Annotated in this window: 14 protein-coding genes; 5 read left to right on the forward strand and 9 right to left on the reverse strand. The window is 70.8% G+C overall.

Annotation, left to right across the window (positions count from 1 at the left end; all coding sequences use genetic code 11):
• Positions 1 to 36: 36 nt before the first annotated feature.
• Positions 37 to 1,239, reverse strand: coding sequence for an MFS transporter (locus BM041_RS14250; RefSeq protein WP_175533930.1), 1,203 nt, complete (start codon positions 1,237 to 1,239; stop codon positions 37 to 39).
• A 153-nt stretch (positions 1,240 to 1,392) separates the two neighbouring features.
• On the opposite strand from BM041_RS14250, the gene BM041_RS14255 reads away from it, so the two are divergent.
• The 3 genes from BM041_RS14255 to BM041_RS14265 are packed head-to-tail and all read left to right on the forward strand — an operon-like array spanning position 1,393 to position 4,311.
• Positions 1,393 to 2,364: a Bug family tripartite tricarboxylate transporter substrate binding protein gene (locus tag BM041_RS14255; RefSeq protein ID WP_092960560.1), complete on the forward strand. Its 972-nt coding sequence runs from the start codon at positions 1,393 to 1,395 to the stop codon at positions 2,362 to 2,364.
• Positions 2,365 to 2,368: 4 nt separating this feature from the next.
• Positions 2,369 to 3,349 (forward strand): NAD(P)-dependent oxidoreductase, encoded by a 981-nt coding sequence (locus BM041_RS14260; protein ID WP_092960561.1) that lies wholly within the window; start codon positions 2,369 to 2,371, stop codon positions 3,347 to 3,349.
• Between the two features lie 50 nt (positions 3,350 to 3,399).
• Positions 3,400 to 4,311, forward strand: a complete 912-nt coding sequence (locus BM041_RS14265) for a DMT family transporter (RefSeq protein ID WP_175533931.1) — start codon at positions 3,400 to 3,402, stop codon at positions 4,309 to 4,311.
• On the opposite strand, the gene BM041_RS14270 is transcribed toward BM041_RS14265, so the two are convergent.
• The 5 genes from BM041_RS14270 to BM041_RS14290 are packed head-to-tail and all read right to left on the reverse strand — an operon-like array spanning position 4,304 to position 10,253.
• The gene (locus BM041_RS14270) at positions 4,304 to 5,461 is read right to left on the reverse strand and encodes an acetate/propionate family kinase (RefSeq protein WP_092960563.1); all 1,158 of its coding nucleotides are present in this window, start codon (positions 5,459 to 5,461) and stop codon (positions 4,304 to 4,306) included. The two genes, BM041_RS14265 and BM041_RS14270, sit on opposite strands and share 8 nt — an antisense overlap.
• 52 nt (positions 5,462 to 5,513) lie before the next feature.
• Positions 5,514 to 7,754: a xanthine dehydrogenase family protein molybdopterin-binding subunit gene (locus BM041_RS14275; protein WP_175533932.1), complete on the reverse strand. Its 2,241-nt coding sequence runs from the start codon at positions 7,752 to 7,754 to the stop codon at positions 5,514 to 5,516.
• A gap of 9 nt (positions 7,755 to 7,763) precedes the next feature.
• The gene (locus tag BM041_RS14280; protein WP_245762092.1) at positions 7,764 to 8,276 is read right to left on the reverse strand and encodes a (2Fe-2S)-binding protein; all 513 of its coding nucleotides are present in this window, start codon (positions 8,274 to 8,276) and stop codon (positions 7,764 to 7,766) included.
• Positions 8,277 to 8,313: 37 nt separating this feature from the next.
• The gene (locus BM041_RS14285) at positions 8,314 to 9,288 is read right to left on the reverse strand and encodes a Bug family tripartite tricarboxylate transporter substrate binding protein (RefSeq protein WP_175533933.1); all 975 of its coding nucleotides are present in this window, start codon (positions 9,286 to 9,288) and stop codon (positions 8,314 to 8,316) included.
• Between the two features lie 14 nt (positions 9,289 to 9,302).
• On the reverse strand, positions 9,303 to 10,253 hold the full coding sequence (locus tag BM041_RS14290) for a Bug family tripartite tricarboxylate transporter substrate binding protein (RefSeq protein ID WP_175533934.1): 951 nt from the start codon (positions 10,251 to 10,253) through the stop codon (positions 9,303 to 9,305).
• Between the two features lie 141 nt (positions 10,254 to 10,394).
• Between BM041_RS14290 and BM041_RS14295 the strand changes: the two genes are divergently transcribed.
• The gene (locus tag BM041_RS14295; protein ID WP_092960567.1) at positions 10,395 to 11,390 is read left to right on the forward strand and encodes an amidohydrolase family protein; all 996 of its coding nucleotides are present in this window, start codon (positions 10,395 to 10,397) and stop codon (positions 11,388 to 11,390) included.
• Positions 11,391 to 11,393: 3 nt separating this feature from the next.
• Positions 11,394 to 12,479: an Ldh family oxidoreductase gene (locus tag BM041_RS14300; protein ID WP_217648725.1), complete on the forward strand. Its 1,086-nt coding sequence runs from the start codon at positions 11,394 to 11,396 to the stop codon at positions 12,477 to 12,479.
• Here the strand turns inward: BM041_RS14300 and BM041_RS14305 are convergent.
• From BM041_RS14305 to BM041_RS14315, 3 genes are read right to left on the reverse strand one after another with little or no spacing between them, the layout of a single operon-like run.
• A complete protein-coding gene (locus BM041_RS14305; RefSeq protein ID WP_092960568.1) occupies positions 12,476 to 13,510 on the reverse strand; it encodes an acyl-CoA dehydrogenase family protein in 1,035 nt (344 codons plus the stop codon). The genes BM041_RS14300 and BM041_RS14305 overlap by 4 nt on opposite strands.
• Positions 13,507 to 14,682, reverse strand: a complete 1,176-nt coding sequence (locus BM041_RS14310) for a CaiB/BaiF CoA transferase family protein (protein WP_175533935.1) — start codon at positions 14,680 to 14,682, stop codon at positions 13,507 to 13,509. The genes BM041_RS14305 and BM041_RS14310 overlap by 4 nt, the downstream gene beginning before the upstream one ends.
• On the reverse strand, positions 14,679 to 15,827 hold the full coding sequence (locus tag BM041_RS14315) for an acyl-CoA dehydrogenase family protein (protein WP_092960569.1): 1,149 nt from the start codon (positions 15,825 to 15,827) through the stop codon (positions 14,679 to 14,681). The genes BM041_RS14310 and BM041_RS14315 overlap by 4 nt, the downstream gene beginning before the upstream one ends.
• Between the last annotated feature and the right edge of the window lie 22 nt (positions 15,828 to 15,849).

Here is a 15,849-nt window from a genome sequence, read left to right on the forward strand (position 1 = left end):
CGGCATCATTCTTGTGTGTTGCGCGTGTTTCGCGCGTTAACGACTGAGGCGCCGCAGGACCAGCAGGCCCGCCAGGGTGAAGGGCGCCAGGTGCCCGAAGGCCAGCACCCAGGCCACGGCGCGATCCGTCCCCACCAGGTCCAGCGCGATGCCGACGCCGAGCGGGCCGAGGAAGCCGCCGGCATAGCCGCACATGCTGTGCAGCCCCATCGTCGCGCCGCGCATCCCCGGCGCCGCCGCCTGCACCGTGCCGCCCGTCAGCGCCGAACTGTCGAGGTAGATGCACGCATTCCAGGCGATGACGCAGAAGGCGGCCAGCAAGGGTGAGGCGATGCCCGCGAAGCCCGTCACGACGGAAAAGGCGGCCGCCATCGCCATGGCCCAGGTCACGACCTTGGCGCGGCCATGCTTCTGCGCCGTCTCGTTCCCCGTGACGGAGACGGCGATGCCGACCAGCCCCGCCGCGGTGAAGATCGCCGCCGGCCCGGGCATCCAGCCGGGCACGCCATCCCGCGCGAAGCTCGCGGCCAGGAAGGCGACGCCCCAGGCGCGCAGCGCGGCCAGTTCCCAGGTATGGACGGTGTAGCCCGCGATCCAGGCCATGGCGGGGCGGTTGCGCAGCACCGGGCGGAAATCCAGCAGCGCGCCAGGGGGCGGCGCATCCGGCGCGCGGGGCGGCAGGCCGCGCGGCATCACTGCCACCCCGATCGCCCCGGCGGCGATGGCGGCGATGCCGCCGAAGGCGAAGGCCGCCGCCGGGCCGGCGGCCGCATCCAGCAGCCCCGCCATGGCGAAGGACGCCGCCCCCGCCATGCCCACCCCCGCCGCGTGCCAGGACACCGCGCGGGATTGCGCCGCGCCCTCCAGCCGGTCGGCCAGCACCTTCAGCCCCGGCATGTAGCAGCCCGCCCAGCCGATTCCGGCGATGGCCCGGAACGCCAGTCCGGACCAGAAGCCCTCCGCCAGCAGGCCGAAGCCCAGATGCGCCACCGCCGTGCAGCCCGCGCCGACCAGGTAGATGCGCCAGCCCGGCACGCGATCGGTCAGCGACACCAGCACCGGCACCGCCGTCACATAGGCGGCGAAGAAGGCACCGACGAGCCAGCCGGCCTCCGTCCCCGACAGGTCCCAGCGATCGAGGTAGCCCGGCAGCAGCGCGGGCAGGGTGAAGGCGCCGATCTGCGCCAGCACCTGGGCGGCCACGATGGCGGCGGTGAAATGTCGGTCGGCCAGGGGCAAGCGGTCACATCCCGTCGCGGCGGCACCCCGCCGCGCGCGGACGAGGTTGTCGCCCCATCGCGTCGCGCGCAAGCTTGCGCCATCGTCGCCCGCGCAGGGCGCGCCAATCAACGCCCGGCAAGGGCGCATCACACCGGGGAAGGACAACATCCGATGAACCGCCGTACCATCCTGCAGGCCGGCATCGCCGCGCCGCTGCTGGGCATGCCTGCCGTGACGCGCGCGCAGGATTTCAACCAGACCGTCCGCATCGTCGTGCCCTTCGGCCCCGGCGGCACCAGCGACATCCTGGCGCGCCTCATCGCGCCCTCCCTCTCCGCCCGCATCGGGCAGAATGTGGTGGTGGAGAACCGGGCCGGCGCCGGCGGCAATATCGGCGCCGATGCGGTGGCGAAGAGCCGCCCGGATGGCCACAGCATGGTGCTGCTCGACATCTCCGCCCTGGCGACCAACCCCTGGCTGTTCGCCCGCATGCCCTTCGACCCGCTGAAGGATCTGGCGCCGGTGCAGATGGTGGTCTTCGCGCCCTACATCCTGGCGGTGAACAACGCGCTGCCGGTGCGCAACGCGGAGGAACTCGCGGCCTATGCAAAGGCCAATCCGGGCCGGCTGAACGCCGCCAATTCCGGCACCGGGACGCTGACCCACCTGGTCGCGCTCTCGCTCGCCCGGCATTGGGGCGGCGCGATGGAACACGTGCCCTATCGCGGCGGCGCGCCGGCGCTGCTCTCCCTCGTCGCCAACGAGTCGAACCTGACCATGGCGGGGTCCACGCAGTCGATGAACTACGTCGTCAACGGCCAGATGCGCGGCATCGCCGTGACCGGCCCGCGCCGCTTCCCCAACCTGCCTGATCTGCCGACCTTCCGCGAACTCGGCTGGCCGGAACCCGATGCCGGCACCTGGCAGGGCATCCTCGTGCAGGGGCAGACCCCGCCTGCGATGATCGCGCGGCTGGAGCGTGAGATCGCCGCCGTGCTGAACGAGCCCGCCATCAAGGCGCGGATCGGGGAGATCGGCGGGGAGGTGCAGGCCGATGGCGCGGACAGCTTCCGCCGCCGCCTGATCGCGCAGACGGAATCCTATGGAGAGATCATCCGCGCCAACAATGTGAGGCTGGAATAGCGCGATGGCGTTGCGCCTCCATGCGCAGGTGAACCCGGCCTCCCTCCAGGCGGCCGAATTCGATGCGGCGCGCTGGCAGCGATGGGTGGCGGAGGGTGCGGGAGCGGGCGTGATCGCCACCCACTCGGCCGATCCCTCGGATCTCGATGCCGCGCTGGCGGAGACCGAGGTGCTCTTCCTCGTCGGATCCGCTCCCCTGCATGACCTGCCGCGGCGGGCGCCGCGGCTGCGCTGGGTCAGCAGTTCCAGCGCCGGCGTCGAATGGCTGCTGAAGGCCGGCCTGCCGCCCGCCGTCACGCTGACGAATGCGAGCGGCACCCACATCCCAAAGGCCGCGGAATACAGCCTCGCCGCGGTGCTGATGCTGAACAACTTCATCCCCGCCATGGTCACGGCGCAGCGTGCCCATCGCTGGGCGCCGCGATCCGGCGGCACGGTGGCCGGCAAGCGGGTGCTCATCCTCGGCATGGGCGCGCTGGGCGGCGCGGCGGCGGATGCGCTGGCGGCGCAGGGGATGGTCGTGCTGGGCAACAGCCGGTCCGGGCGGCCGCATCCCTCGGTGATGGAGATGTCGCGCGGCGACGGCTTCCGCAGCCAGTTGCCGCGCGCCGACTTCCTGATCATCGCCCTGCCGCTGACCCCCGACACCCACGGGCTGATCGACCGGGCGGCGCTGGACCTGCTGCCGCCCCAGGCGGGCGTCGTGAATATCGGCCGGGGCGAGATCCTGGATGCCGATGCCCTGGCGGCCAAGCTGCGGGACGGCACGCTGGGCGGCGCGGTGCTGGATGCGCTGCCGCAGGAGCCCCTGCCGGCGGACAGCCCCCTCTGGGACACGCCCAACCTCATCATCACGCCGCATTGCGGGCTGTATGACCCGACCGCCTATGCGGAACGGTGCCTCCGCGCCTTCTTCGCCAACCTGTCCCGCTTCAGGGCCGGGGAGGCGCTTCACCAGGTCGTTTGCCTCGATCGCGGCTACTGACCGGGCGTCGGGAATTGGACGCGATGGGGCGCGGCGTGGTTTCCTGCGCCATGGCCGCCAGCATCCCTCCGCCGCCCCGGCCCGACGATCCGGTGCGGGGCATCCTCCTCATGCTGGTCGCGATCACGCTGTTCTCCATCGCGGACGCGATGTCGAAGCAGCTGACGCAGACGCTCTCGCCCCTCATGGTCGCCTGGATCCGCTTCGCGACCTTCTTCCTGCTGGCGCTGCTCTTCGTCGCGCGGCGCGGCGGCACGCGATTCCTGGCGGCGCGTCGGCCCTGGCTGCAGGTGATGCGCGGCATCGGCGTGGCGGGATCGGCACTGGCCATGACCTTCGCGCTGAAGGTGCTGCCGCTGGCGGAGGCGACGGCCATCAACTTCGTCTCCCCCGCCTTCATCACCGTGCTGTCGGTGATCTTCCTGGCGGAGAAGGTGGGCTGGCGCCGCTGGACCGCCATCGCGGTCGGGCTTCTCGGCGTGCTGATCGTGGTGCGGCCGGGATCGGGCGTGTTCCAGGCCGCCGCCCTGCTGCCGCTGCTGACGGCGGCCTTCTGGGCCGGCGCCGTCATCGTCACGCGCAAGATGGCCGGCGTGGGCGGCGATGGGCCGGAGACGACGCTGATCTGGACCGCGGGCGTCGGCTTCCTGCTGTTCACGCTGATGCTGCCCTTCGGCTGGCAGACGCCGGATGCGGGGCAGGTCGGCTTCGGCGTGCTGGTGGGCCTTGTTTCGTCGGTCCCCCATGCGCTGGTGGTGCTGGCCTATCGCCACGCCCCGGCCAGCGCGCTGGCGCCGTTTGCCTATACGCAGCTCGTCACCGCCAGCCTGGTCGGCTTCATCGGCTTCGGCGCGGTGCCGGATGGCTGGACCTTCGCCGGCGGCGCCGTGATCGCGGCCAGCGGCCTCTACAGCGCGCATCGCGAAAGGGTGCGGGCGCGGGAGGCCCGGCGGATCAGCTGAAGGCGAGGGCCGCGGTGTGGCGCGCGATCATCCGTTCCTCATCCGTCGGCAGCACCAGCGCCACGACGCGGCTTTCGGCGGTGGTGATGCGCGGGCCATGCGCGTCGTTGGCCGCCGCGTCCAGCGCGACGCCGAGCCAGGCCAGGTGCCCCAGAACCCGCGCCCGAACCGGCGCCGCATGTTCCCCGATGCCGGCGGTGAAGACGATGCCGTCCAACCCCCCCAGCGTGACGGCGAGCGAGGCGATGGCCCGCGCCACCGCCAGGCAGAAGAAGTCCACCGCGAAGCCCGCGCGCGGATCGCCGCTGGCCAGCAGGTCGCGCATATCCGAGGAAATGCCGCCGGACAGGCCGAGCAGCCCCGATCGCTTGTAGAGCAGGTCCTGCACCTGGTCCGCCGACATGCCGCGCGCCTGGATCAGGTGCAGCACCACCCCCGGATCGATCGCGCCGCTGCGCGTGCCCATCGGCAGCCCATCCAGCGCCGTGAACCCCATGGTGGTAGCGACGGACACCCCCGCCCGCATCGCGCAGGCCGAGGCCCCGTTGCCGAGATGCGCCACCACGACACGACCCGCGCGCAGTCCCGCCGGCAGGGCGGAGTCGATGTATTCGTAGGACAGCCCGTGGAAGCCGTAGCGGCGGATGCCATCGGCCTCCATCGCGGCGGGGATGGCGAAGGCCTGGTTCAGCGGCGGCATGGATCGGTGGAAGGCGGTGTCGAAACAGGCGATTTGCGGCAGCGCCGGGTCCAGCGCGGCGATGGCGTGGATGGGCGCCAGATTGTGCGGCTCATGCAGCGGCGCCAGCGGCACCAGCGCCGCCAGTTCCGCCAGCAGCGCCGGCGTCACGCGTTCCGGCCTGGCGTGATGCGCGCCGCCATGCACCACGCGGTGGCCGATGGCCTGCAGGGGGCGCCCTGCCCGAAGCCAGGGTAGCAGCAGGGCGGCGGCCTCCCCCGGCGTGGCCGGCGCGGGGTCCAGCGCGGGTGGTGGGATGGCGTTCCCGCCGGCATCCTTCGCCCGCGCGGCGGGGCGCTGGCCGATGCCCTCCACCACGCAGGACAGAAGGCGGTCCTCTCCCGCGAAGACCGCCGCCTTGACGGAGGAGGAGCCGGCATTGATGACGCCGATCAGCGGCGTTGTCGTCATGGGAAGCCTGTCGGTGGCGCGGCGCCAGTGTAGCGCCGCGCCAGCTTGCTGGTCAGGCTCTCAATGCCGCGAGCACCCGTTCCGGCGTGAAGGGGATCTCCGCCACGCGCCGTCCCGTCGCATCCAGGATGGCGTTGGCGATGGCGGCGCCGGTCGGCCCCTGGCTGCCCTCGCCGACACCCAGCGAGGGCAGGTCCGGCCGGTCGATCAGCACGCTTTCGATCGGCGGGATGCGTTCGAAATCGATGATGGGATAGGCGGTGTAATCCTCGCTCACCATCCGGCCGCGATCCCAGCGCCCTTCCTCCAGCAGCGTCCAGGACGCCGCCTGCACCATGCCGCCCTCGATCTGGTTGGTGATGCCGTCGGGGTTGATGGCCCGCCCGGCCTCCGTCGCCGCCCACATTTTCTCAAGTCTCACAACTCCGGTGGCGGGATCGACGGAGACGCGCGCCACGACGGCCACATGGCTGTCGCTGTTCTTGTACTTCGTCATGCCCACGCCGGTGCCGACAAGCCGCGCGCCCTGGGCATTGCCGCGCCCCATGACCACGGGCTTCGGCTGCCATCCGCTGATCTCCACGGCCTTCCGCAGCACCGCGACCAGCCGCTGGTCCGCCAGGTGGCGGATGCGATAGGCCACGGGATCGACGCCCGCGAGGGAGGCGCATTCGTCGATGAACATCTCCGCCGCCACGGCGTTGAAATAGCCGCCGAGCGTCCGCAGCGCGGAGGTCCGCACCGGCATCGCCGTGTGGAAATGCGTCGTCACGCGCTGGCCGGGGAAATCATAGATCGGCACGGCGTTGCGCGCCGAAGCGCCATTCGGCAGCGCCCCATCCACGATGGGGGAGGGCGCGACGGGATTCTCCAGGTACCAGGCAGAACGGAGGTTGCAGCCCACGCGGTCGCCAGGCCGTGTCGAATGCGGGAAGGACCAGACATCATGGCCCCAGGAGGCGATGCCGCCATCCGCGCCCATCGCCGCTTCCAGCTTCACCACCATGGCGGAGCCCCAGGGCTCCCACACCATCTCCTCCTCATGTGTCCAGTGCACGCGGATGGTGCGGCCGGGCATGGCGCGGGCGAGAAGCGCGGCATCCAGCGCCACGTCATCCGCCCCATTATGCCCGTAGCAGCCTGATCCCTGCGCGTGGATGACGCGGATCGCCTCCGGCTCCATCCGCAGCCCCCGGGCCAGATCGCCCCGCAGCGGGAAGGGGCCCTGGGTGTGGGACCAGACCGTGAGCTTCCCATCCTCGAACTTCGCCAGTGAACAGGAAGCCCCGATGGAGGCATGGGCCTGGAAGCCGCGGCGGTACTCCGCGACATGGGTGCGCGCCGGCGTCGAGGCAGGCGCCGCCTTGCTGTGGATGGTGCGCGTCAGCGCGGGCTCGGTCGTCAGGTATTCGAAGGCACCCTTGCCGCCGAACAGCGCGGCGCCGTCCCGCCACTGCGCCGCCGCGGTGATGCGCCGCGCGGCATCATTCGCCTGTTCCTCCCGCCGTGCGATCACGCCGATGAAGCTGCCATCGCGAACAACCTTCACGACACCAGGCAGCGCCTCCGCCCAGGCCATGTCGAGCGCGACGAGCCGCGCGGCATAGGAAGGCGGCCGCGCGATGGCGCCGAACAGCATCCCCTCCGGCCGCATGTCATGGATGAAGACCTGCTGGCCGAAGACCTTGGCGGGGATGTCGGTGCGGGGCAGGGAGGTGCCGATGATCGTGCCCGCATGGGGTGGCTTGCGCTGCGCCGCCAGATTGGCGGGGCGCACCAGCGACACGCGCGCAGCCGCTTCCGCATAGGTCATGCGGCGGCCGCCGATGCCCTCGATCACGCCATCGGAAACGTTGAGCGCCGCGCGCTCCACGCCCCAGGTCTCGGCCGCGACATTCACCAGCGTCGCGCGCGCATCGGCACAGGCGACGGCCAGGGCCTCGCCGCCGAACTTGATGGACTGGCTGCCGGCGGTGACGCCTTCATTCGCCGTCTCGGCCGTGTCGCCGGAGATGAGTTCGAGCCGCGCGGGCGCGACATCCAGCTCCTCCGCCGCGATCTGGCGCATGGCGGTCAGCACGCCCTGGCCGAGTTCGACGCGCCCCGTCAGGACCACGATGCGGCCATCCGGCGTGAGGCGCACCCAGCTATCCAGCTTCGGGTTCGCCCGCAGCATCGGCGGCCCGACCGGTGCCGCCTGCTGCGCGCTGGCATCGAGGCGGAAGCCGATGGCGAGGCCGGCGGCGCCGGCGGCGAGGCCCGCGACGAAGCCGCGGCGCGTGGGGGTCTGCATGCCCATGGCTCAGGCCCCCTGCTGGCGGGATGCGCGCATCACCGCGCGGACGACTCGCGGCTGCGTGCCGCAGCGGCAGAGGTTGTGTTCCAGCGCCTCCGCCACCTGCGCTTCCGTCAGGCCGCTGCGGCGTTCGGCGAGCAGCGCGGCCGCCTGCATGATCATGCCGCTGGTGCAGTAGCCGCATTGCGCGGCCTGTTCGGCGATGAAGGCGGCCTGCAGCGCATGCGGCGCCTCCGGCGTGCCGAGACCCTCCAGCGTCGTGATCTGCTGCGCGCCGGCCACGTCACCGAGCTTCACCTGGCAGGACCGCGCGGCATGGCCATCCACCAGCACCGTGCAGGCGCCGCATTGCGCGCGCCCGCAACCAAGCTTGGGACCATTCAGCGCCAGGTCGTTGCGCAGGACGTAGATCAGGGGCGTGGCGGGGTCGGCATCGACCTCCGTCGCACGGCCATTCACCGTGATCCTCGGCATATCCATTTCCTCCGCGGCGCCGTGCTGCGTGGCCGGCGCCTTCATCGCGTCACGCTAACGCTGATGTGAGGAGGGGCACAAGCTAGTTGACCGTGATCCCGAATTCCCGCGTCAGCGCCGTCCATCGCGCCACGTCGCGAGCGACGTAATCGGCGAAGGCGGCGGGTGTGTCGCTTGGCGTGATGCGCACGCCCTGGCGGAGCAGACCGGCTGCGACGTCCGAATCGCGCAGGATGCGCGTGACATGGCCGTGCAGCGCGGTGACGATCGGCTCCGGCGTCCCCGCCGGCGCGAACAACCCGTTCCAGAGTGTCGTGACCAGGTCGGGGAACCCGGCCTCGATCGTCGTCGGCACATCGGGCAGCTGCGGCAGCCTTTCATGGGAGACGACGGCCAGCGCCCGCAGCCGCCCGGATTGGATATGGGGCAGGGCGGAGACCAGGTTGAATTCGGTGATCTGCGCATCGCCCCGCAGGATGACGGGCACCATCTCCCCCGCGCCGCGCAGCGGCAGGTGCACCAGCGTGATCCCTGCGCGCTTCGCGAAGGCTTCCAGGTCGATGTGCTGGTAGGACCCGACGCCGGCGGAGGCGAAGACCAGCGGATTCGGCGCCGCCTTCGCCCGCGCCACGAATTCCGCCAGCGTCGTCGCCGGGAAATCTGCCGGCGCCAGCATGACCTGCGGCGCCTCGATCAGGTTGGTGACGCCGATCAGGCCGCGCGAGGGCACCAGCGGCCGGTCCGCCGGCGCCATGGCGGAATTGATGCCGTGGGTGGAGACGTTGTTGACGATCAGCGTGTGGCCATCGGGCCTTTCGCGCATCACGTAGTCATTGGCGATCCAGCCATTGGCGCCGGCTCGGTTCTCCACCACGACGGGCTGCCCGATGGCGCGGGACAGCGGTTCGGCGATGACGCGCGCGATGAGGTCCGTGGTGCCGCCCGGCACCAGCGGCACGATCATCCGCACGGGCCGCGATGGCCAGGCGGGTTGCGCGATGGCCGGTGAGGCCAGGAGCGCCGCGCCGGCGCCAAGCAGATGCCGTCTGGTCAGCATGGTCGTTCCCTCCTTCATTCCGCCGTGATGCCGGCGCTGCGGATCAGCGCGCCCATCGTCGCGTGGTCGCCGGCGAGTGCGGCCGTGAAGGCTTCCGGCGTATTGCCCACGACCTCATAGCCCAGCTGTTCCAGGCGGCTGCGCACCGGCGGGTGGGCCACCGCCTCCCGCAGCGCCGTGTTGATCCGCGCCACGATGGGCGCGGGCGTGCCGGCGGGGGCCAGGAAGGCGCCCCAGGTGTGGAAGGTGAAGCCGGGCACCGTCTCCGCGATGGTGGGCGCGTCGGGGAAGGTGTCGATCCGCGCCGGCCCCGCCGTGCCGAGCAGCCGCAGCTGCCCGTCGCGCACGAAGGCGTTGGGCGTCGGCAGGCCGAAGAAGCCGACCGGCACCTGACCCGCCGTCACCGCCGTCAGCGCCGGCGTCGCGCCGCGATAGCTGATGTGGTTCATCCGCAGCCCCGCGGCCTGGAGGAACATCTCCATCGCCACATGCTGCGGGCTGCCCGCGCCGCCGGAGGCATAGTCGATCTGCCCCGGCCGGGCGCGCGCGGCCTCGATCAGCCCGGCCACGCTGGTCGCGGGGAAGGAGGGATGCGCCACCAGCGCCCAGCGGATGCGCACGATCTGCCCGATGGGCGCGAAGTCCCGCAGCGGATCGTAGCCCGCCTGGGCGTTCATGTTGGGCAGCATGGTCAGCACGGCGTCGTTCACCGCCAGCAGCGTCAGCCCGTCCGGCGCCGCCCGCGCGCCGGTGCGCATGCCGATCATGCCGGAGGCGCCGGTCATGTTCTCGATCGCCAGGCGCTGGCCCAGCGTCTCTCCCATCCGTTCGGCGACGATGCGGACGACGACATCCACCGCGCTGCCGGCGGCCAGCGGCATGATGACGCGGATGGGGCGATCCGTCTGGGCGGCCGCGGGCAGCGCGACAAGGGCAAGCAAGGCGGCCAGCAGCCAGCGGCGCATCGACGGTTCCTCCCTATTTCCACCCAGGAGATTGCGGCGGCGGTCCCGTGTCAAGCAATCCCGCATCTTGACCGAAATGCCGGTGGACGTTCACTAGGCGGGAAGGCCGCCCGCGCGGGACGAGCCCCGGGGGGAACCGCCATGACCGTGATCGACAGCCACACCCACATCCTGACGGAGCCGATGATCGCCGCCATCGCGAAGGAGGTGCCTTCGCTGGCGCCGAAGCTGACGCGGGTGGATGATGACAGCGCGGTGCTGGAGATCCTCGACGTCAAGCAGAACCCCTTCCCGCGATCGGCCTGGGACCTGGAACGGCGCTTCGCGGAGATGGCGGCGCAGCGCGTGGACATGCATGTCGTCTGCAACATCCCGCACACCTTCCTCTATGAGGCCGATGGCGCGCTGGCCGATACCGTCAGCGAAATCCAGAACGAGGCCATCGGCGCGCTGGTCCGCCAGCATCCCGACCGCTTCATCGGCATGGCGACGGTCGCGATGCAGTCGCCCATGCGCGCGGCCGCGACGCTGGAACGGGCGATCACCTCGCATGGGCTGCGCGGGCTGCATGTCGGGTCCAACATCGCGGGGCGGAACCTGGATGACCCCGCGCTGGATCCGGTGTGGGAGGTCGCGGACCGCCACGGCCTGTTCATCCTGGTGCATCCGCACAAGGTCGTCGCCGCGCAGCGCATGGGCAGCTACTACCTGACCAACCTTGTGGGCAACCCGCTGGAGACGACCATCGCCGCCGCATCGCTGGTCTTCGGCGGCGTGATCGAGCGCCACCCCAACATCCGCTTCTGCCTGTCCCACGCCGGCGGCTTCACGCCCTTCCAGGCCGGGCGCTTCCGCCATGGTTGGAAGGTGCGCAAGGAACCGCATGTGCGGCTGAAGGGGGACCCGGCGGAGAGCCTGGCGCGCTTCATCTATGACAGCATCACCCACGCCCCCGGCCCGCTGCGCTTCCTGCTGGAGGAAGTGGGCGCGGACCGCATCATCTTCGGCACCGACTATCCCTTCGACATGGGCACGACGCGCGGGGTGGAGGAGATCGAGGAAGCCATCGCCGACGTGGCGATCCGGCAGAAGCTGTTCGAGGGCAATGCCCGCCGCTTGTTCGGCCTGGGCGCCTGAGCGATGGCGATCGAGGAGTCACTCGCCGCCACCCTGCCGCGCCACCGGGCGGAGGCGATGATCGGCTTCGTCGCCGATGTCTTCCGGCATGAAGGCTTTGCCGATGCCCATGCAAAGCGCGCCGGCGAACTCATGGTCGAGGCCGACCTGACCGGCGCCGACAGCCATGGCATCTTCCGCCTGCCGCAATATGTGCGCCGCCTCCGCGCCGGCGGATCGAACCCGCGCCCCGCGATCACCGTGAAGCGCCTGGCGCCGGCGGTGGCGATGGTGGAGGGCGATAACGGCCTCGGTCACCTCGTGATGTCGCAGGCCGGCGAAACCGCCGTGGAGATCGCGAAGGAAGCCGGCATCGCCTGGGTCGGCGCTCGGCGTTCCAACCACGCCGGCAGCGGCGCGGTCCATGCCTGCCTGCCGCTGCCGGCAGGGATGATCGGCATCTACACGGTGGTTGCGAGTGCCAACCACATGGCGCCCTGGGGCGGCACGGACAGCCTGCTGGGTACCAATCCGCTGGCCATCGCCATCCCGATGGGCGATGCCGATCCGGTGGTGCTGGACATGGCGACCACCGTCGTTTCCTACGGCACGGTGAAGGGGCATGCGCTGCTGGGCCAGCCCATGCCGGAAGGCTGGATGGTCGATGCGAAGACGGGCGAGCCCCTGACTGACCCGCGGCGCAGCAAGGACGGCATCCTGCTGCCCATCGGCGGCTACAAGGGCAGCGGCCTGGCGCTGATGCTCGGCCTGCTCGCGGGCCCGCTGAACCGCGCGGCCTTCGGGCGGGACGTGGTGGATTTCAACGCCGATGACCGCACGGTGACGGAGACAGGGCATGTGCTGATCGCCCTCGACGTCGCGCGCTTCCTCGACCCGAAGGCGTTCCAGGCGGAAGTCACGCGCCACCTCGATGATCTGCGCAACTCCGCACGCCTGCCCGGCGTGGAGCGTATTCGCCTGCCCGGCGAGATGCGTGCCGCACGCCGCCGCGAACGGGTGGCGCAGGGCGTGCCGCTGCCCGCGCCGCTCATGGCGCAGCTCGACAGGCTCGCCGAGGAATGCGGCGTGACGAAACTGGGCGAACGCTAATCCTCCTCCGGCATCTCCGCCACGAAGCGCCGCCGGTGCAGCGTGGCGGAGCCGAAGCTGTTCGCCAGCACCATCGCCTTCCGCAGGAACAGGCCGACATCGTATTCGTCGGTGTAGCCGATGGCGCCGTGCAGCTGCACGGCGCTGCGCGTCACCAGCATCGATGCCTCCGCCGCGCGGGCCTTGGCGCGGCTGACGACGGCGCGGCGATGCCGGAACCCGGCATCGGAATCCAGCACATCGGCCGCATCCTCCACGCTGGCCCGCGTCAGCGTGATCTGGAGTTGCAGATCCACCGCGCGATGCTGCAGCGCCTGGAAGCTGCCGATCGCCTTGCCGAATTGCTTGCGGGTGCGGAGGTAGCCGAGCGTCATGGCGAAGCCCTGCTCCATCACGCCCAGCAGATAGGCCGCGGTGGCCAGCGCCGCCTCATCCAGCGCGCGTTCCATCGCCGGTGCGACGTCATCCGCCAGGCGGCGCGCGCCGTCCATCGCGGGACGCAGAGTCGCGACATGCCCGCCATCCTGCATCATCGCCACATCCAGCGATGGGTTGGGCAGTTCGTACAGCGCCAGCCCCGATGCCTCCCGCACCGGCAGCAGGATGCGCGCGGCGCCGCGCGCCAGCGGCAGGAACAGCCGCGCCGTGCTGGGGGTGCCGGGCGCGTGCAGCGTGTCGGGTGCCTCCTGCCAGGCGGTCACGACGTAATCCTCCGGCGGGGCTTGGCCGGCGGCGGCCAGCAGCGCGGCGGAGAGGGCGCCCGGGATCAGCGGTTCCGGCACGAGGCCGCGTCCCAGCGCCTCGGCCAGCGCCACATACTCCGCCATGCCGAGGCCCGCGCCGCCAGCGGCTTCGGGCAGGCGCAGCGAGACCCAGCCCATCGCGACCATCTCCGCCCAGGTGGCGGCATCGAAGCCCGCATCGGTGAAGCGCAGGTCGCGGATGCGGCGGAAATCGGCCGGCACCACGGCGGCGGCGCTGTCCCGCACCAGGCGGATGGAGTCCTGGCGCTCGGCGTAGCTGTCGCTCATGCATCCTCTCCCAGCCAGTCGCGCAGCACCTCATCCGTATGTTCGCCGAGGCGCGGCGGCGGGCGGCGATAATCCACGGGGGTGTCGGAGAAGTTCACGGGATTGGCGATCATCGGCAGCGCATCGCCATCCTGCCCCGGCAGTTCGCGGAACATGCGGCGGTGCTTCACCTGCGGGTCATCCGCCACCGCGCCGAAATCATTGATGGGGCCGGATGCGACGCCGACCTCGTTCAACGCATCCATCCAGTCGCGCGCGGGCTTCGTCATCAAGGCGGCCTGCAAGGCCGGCAGCAGACTCGGCTTGTTCGCCATGCGCGCGCGGTTCGTCGCGTAGCGCTCATCGGCCGGCAGGTCCGGCAGGCCGAGCACGCGGCAGAACTGCGCGAATTGCCGGTCATTGCCGATCGCGACCATCAGCGGCCGGTCCGCGGTCTCGAAGGCCTGCCAGGGCGTGTTGATCTGGCTCGCCGCGCCCGCGCGCACCGGCATGCGGCCGGAGACCAGGTGGTTCATCGCGATATGCGAATGTGCCGCGATCTGCGCATCCAGCAGCGCCAGATCGATATGCTGGCCCTTGCCGCTGACCGTGTCGCGGTGATGCAGCGCCGCCAGGATGGCGATGGTGGCGTAGAAGCCCGCATTGATGTCGGAGACGCTGTAGCCGACCAGGTTCGGCCCCGCGCCGGGCTGGCCATCGGGCACGCCGGTGATGCTCATCAGCCCGCTCATCGCCTGGAAGACCGGGTCGTAGCCCGGCAGCGGCGCATAGGGCCCGTCCTGCCCGAAGCCGGTGATGGAGCAATAGACCAGCTTCGGGTTCAACGCGGACAGGCTCGCATAGTCCAGCCCGTATTTCGCCAGTCCCCCGGCCTTGAAGTTCTCGATGAACACATCGGATTTCGCGACCAGCGCGCGCAAGGTCGCCTGCCCGTCCGGCTTGCCGATATCCAGCGCGATGGCGCGCTTGTTGCGGTTCATCGCCTGGAAGGAGGATGTCTCGCCCCCGCCATCGGCGTTGCGGAACCCCATGCGGCGCACGTCGTCGCCGCTGCCGGGCTGTTCCACCTTCACGACATCGGCGCCGAAATCGCCCAGGATCTGCGCGCACCAGGGCCCGGCGAAGACGCGCGTCATGTCCAGCACGCGGATGCGCGGAAGCGGGCCGCTCATGCCGGCAACTCCAGCAGCCCGCGCGCCAGCACGTTGCGCAATATCTCCGACGATCCGCCGAAGATGGTGGAAGGCCGCGCGATCAGGAACTGCCCGGCGGGATGCAGGGCCGCGCCCGGCATCGGGTCCAGCAGCCCCGCATTCTCCCCCGCCAGTTCAAGCATCGCATCCGTGATGCGCTGGAACAGCTCCGTCGCCACCAGCTTCAGCATGGAAGGCTCCGCGCCCAGCGTCTCACCGCGCTTCAGCGCCGCCGCGCAACGCTCATACAGCGCCTTGAGGTCCGCGAGTTCCAGGCGGAAGCGCGCGTGCATCTCCAGGAAGGCGGGATCGTCGGCGCGGCCCAGGCTCTCCGCCAGGCGCTTCATCGCCGCCAGCGCATTGGCGGAAAGCCGCGGGCTGCCGATGGCGATGCGCTCGAACCCCAGCAGCGCCTTGGCGTAGGTCCAGCCCTTGTTGACCTCCCCCACCAGCATGTCCTTCGGCACGCGGACATTGTCGAAGAAGACCTCGCAGAACTCGTCATGCTGGTCGAGGTTGAGGATGGGGCGGATGGTGATCCCCGGCGTCGCGGTCGGCATCAGGAGGAAGCTGATCCCCTCCTGCTTCTTCGCCGCCTTGTCGGTGCGCGCGAGGACGAAGATCCAGTTGGCATCATTGGCGAAGGTGATCCAGGTCTTCTGCCCGTTCAGCACCCAGTCATCGCCATCCTCCACCGCTTCCAGCCGCAGCGCGGCCAGGTCCGACCCCGCATCGGGTTCCGAATAGCCCTGCGCCCAGATATCCTCGCCCGAGAGGATGCTCGGCAGGAAGCGGCGCTTCTGGTCCTCGCTGCCGTGCTTCAGCAGCAGCGGGCCGAGCATGAGCACGCCCATGTCACTGACGCGCGGGCAGCCATGGCGCTCGAACTCCTCGATCATGATGAGCTGCCGCGCGGCGCCGAGGCCCATGCCGCCGTATTCGCGCGGCCAGGCGGGGGCGAGCCATCCCTGCTTCGACAAGGCCAGGTACCAGGGCCGGTTCTCATGCCAATGCAGCCGGCGGCGCGGGAAGCGCAGATCGGCCGGCGTATGGGCCTCCACCCAGGCCCGCACATGCAGGCGGAAGGCCGCGTCATCCAGCGCGTCGAGCTCTTCGAGCGTCATGCCGCGTCTCCCCCCACCATTA

The organism is Falsiroseomonas stagni DSM 19981, from assembly GCF_900114315.1.
GTDB classification, from domain to species: domain Bacteria; phylum Pseudomonadota; class Alphaproteobacteria; order Acetobacterales; family Acetobacteraceae; genus Falsiroseomonas; species Falsiroseomonas stagni.

Coding starts and splice junctions, on each gene's coding strand:
- BM041_RS14315 (WP_092960569.1), bottom strand. CDS start 15,827: ATGACGCTCGAAGAGCTCGACGCGCTGGATGACGCGGCCTTCCGCCTG.
- BM041_RS14295 (WP_092960567.1), top strand. CDS start 10,395: ATGACCGTGATCGACAGCCACACCCACATCCTGACGGAGCCGATGATC.
- BM041_RS14265 (WP_175533931.1), top strand. CDS start 3,400: ATGGCCGCCAGCATCCCTCCGCCGCCCCGGCCCGACGATCCGGTGCGG.
- BM041_RS14275 (WP_175533932.1), bottom strand. CDS start 7,754: ATGCAGACCCCCACGCGCCGCGGCTTCGTCGCGGGCCTCGCCGCCGGC.
- BM041_RS14305 (WP_092960568.1), bottom strand. CDS start 13,510: ATGAGCGACAGCTACGCCGAGCGCCAGGACTCCATCCGCCTGGTGCGG.
- BM041_RS14255 (WP_092960560.1), top strand. CDS start 1,393: ATGAACCGCCGTACCATCCTGCAGGCCGGCATCGCCGCGCCGCTGCTG.
- BM041_RS14310 (WP_175533935.1), bottom strand. CDS start 14,682: ATGAGCGGCCCGCTTCCGCGCATCCGCGTGCTGGACATGACGCGCGTC.
- BM041_RS14280 (WP_245762092.1), bottom strand. CDS start 8,276: ATGAAGGCGCCGGCCACGCAGCACGGCGCCGCGGAGGAAATGGATATG.
- BM041_RS14260 (WP_092960561.1), top strand. CDS start 2,369: ATGGCGTTGCGCCTCCATGCGCAGGTGAACCCGGCCTCCCTCCAGGCG.
- BM041_RS14285 (WP_175533933.1), bottom strand. CDS start 9,288: ATGCTGACCAGACGGCATCTGCTTGGCGCCGGCGCGGCGCTCCTGGCC.
- BM041_RS14300 (WP_217648725.1), top strand. CDS start 11,394: ATGGCGATCGAGGAGTCACTCGCCGCCACCCTGCCGCGCCACCGGGCG.
- BM041_RS14290 (WP_175533934.1), bottom strand. CDS start 10,253: ATGCGCCGCTGGCTGCTGGCCGCCTTGCTTGCCCTTGTCGCGCTGCCC.
- BM041_RS14270 (WP_092960563.1), bottom strand. CDS start 5,461: ATGACGACAACGCCGCTGATCGGCGTCATCAATGCCGGCTCCTCCTCC.